Raw genomic sequence first — 11297 nt, 5'->3', positions numbered from 1 at the left:
ACGGCGCGTCGCGCCAGGTCTCCGGTCGCGAGCCGATCAATAGTGGTAAGCGGCCTGCAGCCAGAAGCGCTGACGGTCCGAGCGGCCGTCGGCATCGCGGCCCGCGGCGCTGCGGCCGTCGTTGTGGCCGATCGCGTGGGCCCAGCTGGCGCGCAGGGTCCAGCGCTCGCCGGCCAGGTTGGCGCCGACACCGGCGCCGCCCAGCGAGTACGAATTCGGCTGGCCGCCCAGCGCGCCGGTCCACAGGCGCTCGTGCTGCTCGACGCGGCCGTAATCGACGAAGCCGATCAGCTGCGCGGCGATGCCGTTGCCGATGCGCAGCTCACGGCGCAGCTCGGCGGTGCCGACCCAGCCGTTGTCGCCGCCGGCCTCGCCGACCGGATAGGCGCGCACGCCCGAGGGGCCGCCCAGCAGGAACTTCTCGGACGAGTCCAGGTTGCGTGCGCTCAGCTGGCCGTAGCCGCCGACGTACAGGCCCCAGCCCGGCAGGGCGTTGGCGGTCTGCAGGCGCGACACGCGCCAGGTCAGCTTGTCGTAGCTGCCGGCGGTGCGGGCGGTCACCGAGTCGGCGATGCGGTCCGCGGTCTCGCGCAGCGTGACGGTGCCGTTCGTCGCCGACAGGCCGAAGTCGTTCTGCGCGCCGCCCAGCGTCGAGTCCCACAGGTTGCCGTAGACGTTGACCGTCAGGCGGTTGATGCGGCGATCGCGCAGGGTCTGGCCCAGCGCCTCGTCGACCAGGGTGCGCTGCTCGGCCTCGGTGGAGACCCACAGGTTGCGCTCGCGGCCGCGCAGCAGCGGATAGCTCAGGCCGGCCGACACGGTGCGGGCGCTGCCGCGCAGGTCCAGCGGCTTGAGGTCCTCGCCGACGCGGTAGTCCATCCAGGTCGTCGCGAGCTGCGCGCGCAGGCCCGAGGGATGCACGCCGAAGCCGTAGGCGAGGGCGGCCTGGCGGCTGCCGTCGGTGCGGGACACGCTGGCCTGCAGCAGGTCCTCGCGGTTGAGCGGGCGGACCAGCGAGGCCGCCGCGCCCACGCGCCATTGGCCGGTGTAGCGGTTGTTGAAGTTGTCCGCCGAGGCGTCCAGGCCCCAGGCGCGGCCGGTGTCGGTGCGCACGTCCAGTCGGCTGGTGCCGGGCTGGTCGCCGCGTTCCAGCGTCGCGCGGGCTTGCACGCCGGGCACGTCGTTGATCAGCAGCAGCGCGCGCTCGAGCTGCTCATAGCGCACGGCGCTCTGGCCCAGGGCGGCGTCGGCGATCGCGCTCAGGCGCGGCGCCAGGCGCTCGTCGGCGCCGGTCACGGTGACGCGGTGGGCACCCGACTGCAGACGGCCGGAGAGCAGGGCGATCTCCAGCTCGCCCAGGGTCAGGTCTTGCCGGGGCAGGTAAGCGCGGGCCAGGACGTAGCCGCGCTTCTGCAGCGCGGCGGTGACGCGGGCGGCCAGGGTCTGCAGCTGGTTGTGGGAGAGCTGGCGGCCCTTGGCGTCGGCGACCAGCGCCTGCAGTTCGGCCTCGGGCATCAGCTCGGTCGCGCCGGTGAAGCGGATGCGGTCGATGCGGGCGCGCAGGCCGGCTTGGCCGTCGTCGGCCAGCGGGGCGTTGGCGGCGGGGCGGCCGTCCAGGTCACTGCGCTGCGCGGGCGGGGCCAGGCGGCGCTGCTCGTTCAGCAGCTGGCCCGCGTCGGGCGCGGCCGCCCAGGCCAGGCTCACCGACAGGCTCATCAGACTCAGACCCAGGCCGGCCGCGGTGTGCCGCGTGCTGTACTTCATTCCCAATCTCCGGTTGTGTTTCGCAAGGCCGCGGTTATCCCGTGGGCTCGCGATCCGGAGTTCTTTCAAATCGCCGCCGACTTCTGACGATTCGTTACCCGGGCGACATGGACCGGGACCGATCGCCGATTCCGGTAGTTTTTCCGCCCGGGATCCTCCCCCTCAGATAGGCGGTTTGCACGCTGCCCGCCCACCGGACTTGAGCTCGCGCACCACTTCGGGCGGGTGGGCAAGGACAATTCCGGCCCATGTCCCGAGCCGCGTCCGCCCCTGCGAATCACCGTCCCTTGCTGCTGCTGGTGGACGATCAGCCGGAAGAGCTGCGCTGGTTGACCGCCTTGCTGCATCCGCTGTATCGGCTGGCCTTCGCCGAGAGCGGGCGGGTGGCCCTGCAGAAGGCGCAAGGCCTGGCACCTGACCTGGCCCTGCTGGACGTGGGCCTGCCCGACATGGACGGCTTCGCGCTGTGCCGGCTGCTCAAGTCGGACCCGGCGACCCGCGACATGCCGCTGCTTTTCCTGAGCGCCCACAGCGACGTCGGCGCGCGGATCGAGGGCCTGTCTCAGGGCGCGGTGGACTTCATCAGCAAGCCGTTTCATCCGGAGGAAGTCCTGGCCCGCGTGCGGGTGCACCTGCGGCTGGCCGCGCCGCGCGCGGTCGCGGCGTCCAACGACGAGGGCGCCGCCGAGCCGATCGAGGACACCGGCACCCCAGATCAACGCCTGCTGGCCGCCGCGCGCCGCTACATCGGTGACCACCTGGGCGAGCCGCTGACGGTGAACCAGATCGGTCGGCAGGTCGGGCTGACCGGGCGTCGGCTGCTGGCGCTGTTCCGCGAGGAGCTGGGGCAGACGGTGTCCGGTTACATCAGCGACGAGCGGGTGCGGACCGGTCAACGACTGCTGGCCGACACCGACATGAGCGTGACGGACGTGGCCTATCACGTGGGCTATTCCAATGCCGGCAACTTTGCCACCGCCTTCCGCGAGCGCCACGGGCTGAGCCCGCAGGCCTACCGGTCGGCGACGCGCACGCGGGACAAGGAGTCGGGCGAGGAGGGCGCCCAAGGCGCGGACAGCGGGGCCTCCGGCGCCGAGGGCGCCTGATGGCGCGCTTGCGCCGATGGGCCGCCTTGCTGGCGGCCGGGGCGGCCTTCCTGCTGGTCTGCGCCTTGGATGCGGACGCGGCGCCGGGCGAGCCACCCGCGCTGTCCTTCCCCGCCGCCATGCCGGCCGTCGTGGCCGACACGCCGACGCGCCCGGTGATCGCGCTGCATGGCGCGTCGACCAATCGCATCGAGATGGTCGACAAGGGCCAGCTGTGGATAGATCGCGCGGCGCCGTCCGAGGACGAGATCCCGGGCTGGCGTCCGGCCGACCGGCCGTCGCTGACGCCGGGCTACACCCGCGATGCCTACTGGCTGCGCTGGACCCTGCGCCAGGACGGTCCGGCGGCGCGCTACATCCTGATGGTCGACCCGGCGCGGACGGAGTCGGTGGCGCTCTACCGCCGCCGCCTGCTGCCCGACGGCAGCGCCACGCCCTGGACGGCCGAGCGCGCCGGCACCGACCTGCCCTTCGGCCAGCGCGCGCTGGCGCTGCGCGAGAGCGCCTTCCCGATGCGCATCGATCCGGGCGAGGTCTGGGAGCTGCGTCTGCGCGTGGCCAGCCGCAGTTCGCTGGCGGTGGAGCCCTCGCTGTGGGTGGCCGAGGCGCTGATCGAGGAGCAGCAGTGGCGGGTGTGGCGCGACGGCATGCTGTCCGCGGTCGGGCTGACGCTGGCTGCGCTGGCGGCCGGCCTGGCGCTGACGCTGCGGGACCGCGGCTACGCCTGGATCGCGGCCTTCCTGTCGAGCGCGATGCTCTACGAGATGGCGATGCGCGGCACCGCCTTCCAGCGCCTGTGGCCGGACGCGACCGACTGGGCGCAGCGCGCGCTGGGCACGACGGGCGCCTTGACGACGGTGTTCCAGCTGCTGGCCATGGCGGCGGTGCTGCGGCTGCGCTCAACGCAGCCGGTGCTGCATCGCGTGCTGGGCGTGGTGGTCGCGCTGAGCTTCGTCGCGGTGGCGGCCTGCATCTTCGGCGACTACCAGACCGGCACGCGCATGGCGGGGCCGACCAATCTGTCGCTGAGCCTGATCGGCCTGATCGCCAGCGTGCGGGCGCTGCGGCGCGGCGATCCGGTGGGTGGCGTGTGGCTGTGCGCGCTGGTCGGCGTGATGCTGGGCATGGCACCGCGCTACTTGAGCCTGATGGGCTTCCTGCCCTATGCGGATTGGGTGGATCTGGCGCCGTCCATGGTGGGCACGGCGGGCGCGGCGGCGGTGCTGGTGGCCATGCTGCTGATGCTGCAGCGCGAGCGCCTGCAGCACGCGCAGGCGCTGGAGGCCGCGGTGCTGGAGCGCACCGCCGAACTGGCCCGGGCCAGCGCGCACGCGCAGGCCAGCGACGCGGCCAAGGGGCGGTTGTTGGGGCACATCGGGCATGACCTGCGGGCGCCGCTGGCGTCGATGGTGCAGCTGACGCGTCGCATGACGCCGGGGGCGGAATTCGAATCCACGCGCCTGGCGCTGGAGCACGGCGGCGTGATGCTGCTGGACACCATCGACGAGCTGCAGCGCTTTGCGCGTCAGCCCGATGCCGAGGCGGATATCGAGGTGCTGAACGCGCCGGTCTATCTCTACGGGCTGCTGGACGAGCTGGCGCTGCAGTCGCAGGCGCTGATGCTGGCGAGCGCGAATCGCCTGGTGCTGACGGTCGATCCGGCGCTGCCGGCGGTGGTGGAGCTGGATGCGCGCCGGGTGCGGCAGGTGCTGCTCAACCTGCTGTCCAACGCGGCGAAGTACAGCCGATCCGGCGAGATCCAACTCAGCGCGCGCGCGATCGAGGGCTGGCTGGCGCTGTCGGTGACCGACCAGGGGCCGGGCATGGAGGCCGAGGAGCTGGCGCGGATCTTCGATCCGTTCACGCGCGGGCATGCCGGGCGCGGCGTGCCGGGGCTGGGACTGGGTTTGGCGATCGCGCGGCAGACGGTGCGGGCGATGGGCGGGGAGCTCGGCGCCCACAGCGTGCCGGGCCGGGGCAGCCGGTTCACCGCGGAGCTGCCGCTGGTCGCTGCCGGCGAGGCCGAGGTGCAATGGCCGCCGCTGCTGCCGCAACCCGGCCTGGAACGGCTGGGCGAGGGCTGGTCGGCGGTGGTCTGGGACCGCTGCCCAGCGGTGCGCGAGGTGATGCTGGAGCGCCTGCTGCAGAGCGGCTTCGATGCGAGCGAGGCGGAGCGGGTCGAGGAGGTGGGGGGCTTGCTGGAGGAGGCGGCGAACGTGACGAAGGCGACGGACGTCGGGCGGGCGTCGCCGCGTTCCAGCACGGCGGCGGATCCGGCTCAGCGCTTGGACTTGGGCGCGGGCGTGCTGCTCGTGACCTCGCCGGAGTCGCTGTCGTCCATCGACGACTGGCACGCATGGCGGGCGCGTTGGCCGCGGCTGCGCACGCTGATGTGCGCGTCCGTGCCTTCGAGCGAGTGGCCGACCGATGCCGGCCTTGCGATGCTGCCCAAGCCGGCGCCGAAGGAGCTGTGGGTGCCGGCGCTCAAGCGCTTGTGTGCGGGGGTGGAAGCGAGCAGGTGAGGGGCCTACCATCGCCCGATGTGCTACAGCGCCCAGATCCGTCGCGAGTGGAAGACCTTCTGCAGCCGCCTGGGCGTGCGCATTCCGCTGAGCGAGTACGTCGATCTCTACTGGTCCCGCACGCGCGGGGAGCGGGTGTTGCTGCCCAAGTCGCTGGAGGCGCTCTTCGACGGCGTCGATGCGGCGGGCGAGCTCGCCGCTGCCGGCGATGCTGGCGCTGACCTCGTGCGCAGCGGCCGCGAGGCCATCGCCGAGTACAAGGCCCAGCGATCCGGGGAGATCGAGCAGGAACTCTTCACGCTGCGTCAGCGCATCGCGGAGGCGGATCGCAAGCTGGCCGCCAAGCCGACCAAGACGGCCGCCGACAGCCGCCGCATCGCGCAGGACAAGACCTCGCAGCGCCTGGCCTGGCTGGCCGACCTGCGCCGGACCGAGCCGGAGTCGCGGGACTCGCGCATCTATCCGGGCTGGCAGGTGCCGGTGATCGTGAGGGAGCAGGGGGAGAAGCTCCTCAAGCCCATGCGCTACCAATGCCGGCCTGCGGGCAAGCCGGCCTCGTATGACCTCAAGTACCCGGGCACCTACAACGCGAGGCGGGACGCGCTGGGCGGGTTCTGGAAAGGGCAGTTCGGCGTCAGCCACGGGGTGCTGGTGGCCTCATCCTTCTTCGAGAACGTGCGCCGGGAGGATGGGTCCAACGCGGTGCTGGAGTTCTCGCCCGAAGGGATGGACGAGATGCTGATCGCCTGCCTGTGGTCGCGCTGGGAAGCGCCGGGCGAGGCGCCGATGCTGTCCTTCGCCGTCATCACCGACGAACCGCCGCCCGAGATCGCCGCGGCGGGGCACGACCGCTGCGTCATCCCCCTGAAGCCGGAGCACCTCGATGCCTGGCTAGCCCCGAAGGGGGATCTGGACGCGATGCAGGCGATCCTGGATGACCGGCAGCGGCCGGTGTATGGGTGGCGGATGGCGGCTTGAGGAGATCTCGTTGGGTTGCCAATCGTTGCGATCAGGGCGGACACCCCAATGTCGCAAGCGTCTCTGCAAGCCACTTGTGCTGTCGCTTGTTGATGTCCTCGGATCTGCTTAAGCACCGCAAGACGCCACAGAACGTCTGGGTGGGCAATACGAGCTGTTCTTGCGTGATGCGTCCGCTGGCCATCTTCCTCTTGAAGTCGAAGGCGTCTTCATCAGAAACGCTGCTGAAGTCCACCCAGGTCGGTTTTCCGAGTCCGGCGCCAGGTACACCGAGGTAGTAGCCCGCACGCGGCGGTCCAGGATCGCACGCTGGCGCTTCGCGAAGTCCGTTCGACCTTGAAGTGAGCACCGCTGAGATCGCATCCTCGGCCCCCAGTCCGACAGCGAGGATCAATACGTACTTCGGCTTGAACTCGCCGGTCTCGTCGTCAAGGTAGTAGCGCGAATCGCACCACAAGGTGTTGGCCTTGAAGAACGCCATCAGGTGGGCGAGTCTTAGGAAGACTGCTCGGAGGCGCGTGACGCGTCACGCATGGCCTGCTCTTTGGCGACTTCCAGAAGGATCGCCTTGTCGGGTGCGTCGTCGGGGATCCCCAGTGCGTAAGGGATCTGCTTGTGAGCGCCCTTGCCGCCTTCCCAGACCTTGTCCCAAGCGCCGTTCTGCGCGTGGGTGACGTCAATCATCTTGTCGGACTTCGTGTCCCGATATCGGGCGGACAGCTCATTCATGATGCGCAACTGGCGCGCGGTGAACTCGGTGTCGTCGAACTCGCTTCCCTCGTTCGCTTTGACGGTCTGCCTCACGAAGTCGATGACCGGTTCCGGCACGATGTGGACGACCTGCGCAAGATCAGGATCAAGTTGCTCCCACTCTTCCATCAACTCGACGGGCACGGGGCCGAACTTCCAAGCTTGATAGTCGTAGCCGGTCACGCTCTTTCCGGTCTGCCGAAAATGCTCAAAGTCGAGCAGATAGAGCAGCTTGAAGAGCTTGATCTTGCCGCAGTACTTCGTGTTCTTCGCGAAGAACAGAACCGCGTTGATCAGTCGATGCCGGTTGGTCATGAGGGGTGGGTGCTTGGGTGGGAGCAAGCAGCTGGCGATTATCGCACTCGCGCTGATTCAGCGTCGGTGGTCTGCCCTTGGAAGGGTGGCGCTTGTAGGCGTTTCGCAACCCGTGCGGACTGGCAACTCCAGCCGCCCATCGGGTGCCTCGACAGGAGCCGGAGCAAGGCATCAAACCATTCCAGAAACGCATAACCCCGGCGAGCACACGAGTTACGGCGTGATTACATTGGACAACCGAGGGTGCCCGGCACCCCGTATGGCGCGCGGCATTGGGTCAGCTCCGCGGACTCCTCTCTGAAAACACAGGGCGGGAGCCTCCGGATCGGAGCTGACCCAATTCCGCTTTTCATATCCTCAGATTGGACTTCGCCATGAACCAGCCCGTAATGGAAGGCTTGCGCCTGAACGTGCCCGCCTACGTCAAGCACCAGCGACTCGTCGCCTGGGTCGCCGAGATCGCCGCCCTCACCGAGGCGCGCGACGTCTACTGGTGCGACGGCAGCCAGGCCGAGTACGACCGCCTCTGCCAGCAACTGGTCGACGCCGGCACCTTCCAGAAGCTGAACCCGGCCAAGCGCCCCGGCAGCTACCTCGCCTGGAGCGACCCCAGCGACGTCGCCCGCGTGGAAGACCGCACCTTCATCTGCAGCAAGGACAAGGCGGACGCCGGCCCGACCAACAACTGGATGGAGCCCGCCGAGATGCGCGCCCTGCTGCAGACCGGCGACAAGGCGCTGTTCCGCGGCGCCATGCGCGGCCGCACGCTGTATGTGGTGCCGTTCTCGATGGGCCCGATCGGGTCACCGATCGCGCACATCGGCGTCGAACTGTCCGACAGCCCCTACGTCGCGGTGAACATGCGCATCATGACCCGCATGGGTCGCGCGGTCCTGGACACGCTGGGCGACAATGGCGAGTTCGTCCCCTGCGTCCACACCGTCGGCGCGCCGCTGGAAGCCGGTCAGGCCGACGTCAAGTGGCCTTGCAACAAGACCAAGTACATCGTCCATTACCCCGAGACCCGCGAGATCTGGTCCTACGGGTCCGGCTACGGCGGCAACGCGCTGCTGGGCAAGAAGTGCTTCGCGCTGCGCATTGCCTCCACCATGGGCCGCGACCAGGGCTGGCTGGCCGAGCACATGCTGGTTCTGGGTGTGACCTCGCCCGAAGGCAAGAAGCACCACGTCGCGGCCGCCTTCCCCAGTGCCTGCGGCAAGACCAACTTCGCGATGCTGATCCCGCCGGCGGGCTTCGAGGGCTGGAAGGTCACGACCATCGGCGACGACATCGCCTGGATCAAGCCCGGCAAGGACGGCCGCCTGTACGCGATCAACCCGGAAGCGGGCTACTTCGGCGTGGCCCCCGGCACGAACGTCAAGACCAACCCGAACTGCATGGCCAGCCTGGACAAGGACGTCATCTTCACCAACGTCGCGCTGACCGACGACGGCGACGTCTGGTGGGAAGGCATGACCGACGCCGCCCCGGATCACCTGATCGACTGGCAAGGCAAGGACTGGACGCCGGCCATCGCCAAGGAAACCGGCGCCAAGGCCGCGCATCCGAACGCCCGCTTCACCGTCGCCGCGACCAACAATCCGGCGCTGGACGCTGAATGGGACAACCCGGCCGGCGTGGCGATCGACGCCTTCATCTTCGGCGGCCGCCGCTCGACGACGGTGCCGCTGGTGACCGAGGCCCGCGACTGGGTCGAGGGTGTCTACATGGCCGCGACCATGGGCTCCGAGACCACCGCCGCCGCCGCCGGCCAGCAGGGCGTGGTGCGCCGCGACCCGTTCGCGATGCTGCCCTTCATGGGCTACAACATGGCGGAGTACTTCCAGCACTGGCTGTCGCTGGGCGCCAAGCTGGGCCAGTCCGGCGCCACGCTGCCCAAGATCTTCTGCGTCAACTGGTTCCGCAAGGGCGCCGACGGCAAGTTCGTCTGGCCGGGCTACGGCGAGAACATGCGCGTGCTGAAGTGGATGCTGGAGCGCGTGGACGGCCAGGGTCAGGGCACGGAGCACGCCTTCGGCACCAGCCCGCGCTATGAGGACCTGAACTGGCAAGGCCTGGCTTTCACGCCGGAGCAGTTCCAGACCGTCACCCACATCTCTCGCGAGGACTGGGCGACCGAGCTGAAGCTGCATGACGAGCTCTTCGTCCAGCTGGCCCACAAGCTGCCGGCCGAGCTGCCGGCGACCAAGGCCAAGATCGAAGGCCGACTGGCCCAGGCCTGATGCCCTGATCGGCGCCGGCTCCCGCGGGAGCCGGAAAAGACAAAGCCCGCTGAAAGCGGGCCTTTGCTTTTGCCGGGCCAGACGGCACCCGGCGGGGAGTGGCTGGCTCAGCCGTTGCGACGGGCGTTGGCGGCGCGCAGCTCGGCGGCGAAGGAGGGCATGCTCTCTTCGTACTGGGCGGCGAGAGCCAGCAGCTCGCGCTCGGCGCGGGCCATCTTGGCGGTCTCGATGCGGGCCTTGACGTTCGTGATCGTGCGGGCCCACACGCGGGCACCGATCGTGGCGAACGTGCCGCCGCGACGCACCGTGCGGCTCAGGGGAAGACCGAAGGTTTGGGTAGCGACGCTCATGGCGATTTCCTTTGATTGGCTTGTTGCGCGGCCCTTCTGGAGCCGACGGAACGAACTATAGGGTTTCCCCTAGGCATGTCGCCAATGAAAGATGGGCATCCAATGTATAAACGCCGTGCATATCTCTGGGCGGATTCCGGCCAGAACGTGATCCGAATCACGTGAGCGAGCCCGGATCCGCGTGAATCGTCGCCCTTGTTGCATTTGGACGTCGATTCAGCGTGTTCGGGAGAGTGGGCGCTGCGCTCTCCCGGATGTCGATCCGACGCTTTCGCGTGAAAAACTGCCAGCCGGAATCCCCGCCATGAGCTTCCGCAACCTCGATCTGAACCTGCTCAAGGTGTTCGACGCCGTCATGGCCGAGCGCTCCATGACCCGCGCCGCAGAGCGGCTGTCGATGACGCAGCCGGCGGTGAGCCACGCGCTGAAGCGGCTGCGCGAGGCGCTGGGCGAGGACCTCTTCGTACGCCAAGCCTTCGGGATGAAGCCGACCTCGCGGGCCGAGGGCCTGTGGCCGGAAGTGCGCTCGGCGCTGACGCGGCTGCGGGTGGCGCTGGACCCGGGCGACTATCTGCCGACCTCGGAGGAATACACCTTCCGCCTGGCCATGGCCGACGCGACCGCGGCGCTTATCCTGCCGCCGCTGATGCAGCAGTTGGAAAGAATGCGAGCGCTGGCCAACGTGCATGTGCTCCCGCTGACCACCCGCGATCCGCGCGCGCTGCTGGAGCAGGGGGAGGCGGATTTCGCGCTCGGCTATTTCCCGACCGCCGTCGCCGCGCTGAAGGGGCAGGGCGACATGGCCTCCATCCATCAGCAGCGGCTGTACGACTCCTATTACGTCTGCGTCATGCGCCGCGGCCATCCGCTGGCGGATCAGGAGCTCACGCTGGACGCCTTCTGCCAGGCGCATCACCTGCTGGTGAGCTTCTCCGGCCGTCCTTACGGCTTCGTCGACGAGGCGCTGGCGGCGCTCAAGCGCAGCCGCCGGATCGCGCTGACGGTCAACCAGTTCTTCACCGCCGGGCGCGTGGTCGCCCACACCGACCTGCTGACGGTGCTGCCGCAGTCCTTCATCACCGCGACCGGCTACCAGGAATCGCTCATCTACCGGCCGCTGCCGATGCAGCTCTCGCCGGTGCATGTGGACGTGCTCTGGCACCTGCGCAACGAGGACCGCAGCGCCCAGCGCTGGATGCGCCAGCGGCTGATCGAATCCGTGGCGCTGCCGTCGGGGACGGCGCCCGCCGCCGCGAGCAGCGACAATCG

The 11297-nt window shown here is 69.4% G+C and carries 9 protein-coding genes; 5 read left to right on the top strand and 4 right to left on the bottom strand.

Translation table 11 applies throughout. The annotated features are described in order from the left end of the window. Positions 1 to 36: 36 nt before the first annotated feature. The gene (locus ABDW59_RS20235) at positions 37 to 1764 is read right to left on the bottom strand and encodes a ShlB/FhaC/HecB family hemolysin secretion/activation protein (protein ID WP_343632464.1); all 1728 of its coding nucleotides are present in this window, start codon (positions 1762 to 1764) and stop codon (positions 37 to 39) included. A gap of 248 nt (positions 1765 to 2012) precedes the next feature. Between ABDW59_RS20235 and ABDW59_RS20230 the strand changes: the two genes are divergently transcribed. Genes ABDW59_RS20230 through ABDW59_RS20220 form a run of 3 tightly spaced genes read left to right on the top strand, consistent with a single transcriptional unit; the run spans position 2013 to position 6370 of the window. Next, the gene (locus ABDW59_RS20230; RefSeq protein ID WP_343632462.1) at positions 2013 to 2870 is read left to right on the top strand and encodes a DNA-binding response regulator; all 858 of its coding nucleotides are present in this window, start codon (positions 2013 to 2015) and stop codon (positions 2868 to 2870) included. Continuing rightward, complete coding sequence (locus ABDW59_RS20225; RefSeq protein WP_343632460.1) at positions 2870 to 5392, top strand: sensor histidine kinase; 2523 nt, start codon at positions 2870 to 2872, stop codon at positions 5390 to 5392. The genes ABDW59_RS20230 and ABDW59_RS20225 overlap by 1 nt, the downstream gene beginning before the upstream one ends. Positions 5393 to 5410: 18 nt before the next feature. Then, on the top strand, positions 5411 to 6370 hold the full coding sequence (locus ABDW59_RS20220) for an SOS response-associated peptidase family protein (RefSeq protein ID WP_343632459.1): 960 nt from the start codon (positions 5411 to 5413) through the stop codon (positions 6368 to 6370). 31 nt (positions 6371 to 6401) lie between these two features. Here the strand turns inward: ABDW59_RS20220 and ABDW59_RS20215 are convergent, their stop codons facing one another. After that, on the bottom strand, positions 6402 to 6851 hold the full coding sequence (locus tag ABDW59_RS20215) for a hypothetical protein (protein WP_343632457.1): 450 nt from the start codon (positions 6849 to 6851) through the stop codon (positions 6402 to 6404). A gap of 14 nt (positions 6852 to 6865) precedes the next feature. Continuing rightward, entirely contained in the window at positions 6866 to 7435 is a 570-nt protein-coding gene (locus ABDW59_RS20210) for a Panacea domain-containing protein (protein ID WP_343632455.1), read from the bottom strand. A gap of 374 nt (positions 7436 to 7809) precedes the next feature. On the opposite strand from ABDW59_RS20210, the gene ABDW59_RS20205 reads away from it, so the two are divergent. Then, complete coding sequence (locus ABDW59_RS20205) at positions 7810 to 9678, top strand: phosphoenolpyruvate carboxykinase (GTP) (RefSeq protein ID WP_343632453.1); 1869 nt, start codon at positions 7810 to 7812, stop codon at positions 9676 to 9678. 107 nt (positions 9679 to 9785) lie between these two features. On the opposite strand, the gene ABDW59_RS20200 is transcribed toward ABDW59_RS20205, so the two are convergent. Further along, positions 9786 to 10028, bottom strand: a complete 243-nt coding sequence (locus ABDW59_RS20200) for a hypothetical protein (RefSeq protein WP_343632451.1) — start codon at positions 10026 to 10028, stop codon at positions 9786 to 9788. A 304-nt stretch (positions 10029 to 10332) separates the two neighbouring features. Here ABDW59_RS20200 and ABDW59_RS20195 point away from each other — a divergent pair. After that, positions 10333 to 11297: LysR family transcriptional regulator (locus ABDW59_RS20195; RefSeq protein WP_343632449.1), on the top strand; the 965-nt coding region annotated here is incomplete at its 3' end.

The sequence above is a fragment of the Roseateles sp. genome (assembly GCF_039595295.1).
GTDB lineage: Bacteria > Pseudomonadota > Gammaproteobacteria > Burkholderiales > Burkholderiaceae_C > Roseateles.
Note: the sequence above shows the minus strand (reverse complement) of the source record. Positions and strands in the feature narration are given on the sequence as shown.

Coding starts and splice junctions, on each gene's coding strand:
- ABDW59_RS20215 (WP_343632457.1), bottom strand. CDS start 6,851: ATGGCGTTCTTCAAGGCCAACACCTTGTGGTGCGATTCGCGCTACTAC.
- ABDW59_RS20230 (WP_343632462.1), top strand. CDS start 2,013: ATGTCCCGAGCCGCGTCCGCCCCTGCGAATCACCGTCCCTTGCTGCTG.
- ABDW59_RS20235 (WP_343632464.1), bottom strand. CDS start 1,764: ATGAAGTACAGCACGCGGCACACCGCGGCCGGCCTGGGTCTGAGTCTG.
- ABDW59_RS20210 (WP_343632455.1), bottom strand. CDS start 7,435: ATGACCAACCGGCATCGACTGATCAACGCGGTTCTGTTCTTCGCGAAG.
- ABDW59_RS20225 (WP_343632460.1), top strand. CDS start 2,870: ATGGCGCGCTTGCGCCGATGGGCCGCCTTGCTGGCGGCCGGGGCGGCC.
- ABDW59_RS20200 (WP_343632451.1), bottom strand. CDS start 10,028: ATGAGCGTCGCTACCCAAACCTTCGGTCTTCCCCTGAGCCGCACGGTG.
- ABDW59_RS20220 (WP_343632459.1), top strand. CDS start 5,411: ATGTGCTACAGCGCCCAGATCCGTCGCGAGTGGAAGACCTTCTGCAGC.
- ABDW59_RS20205 (WP_343632453.1), top strand. CDS start 7,810: ATGAACCAGCCCGTAATGGAAGGCTTGCGCCTGAACGTGCCCGCCTAC.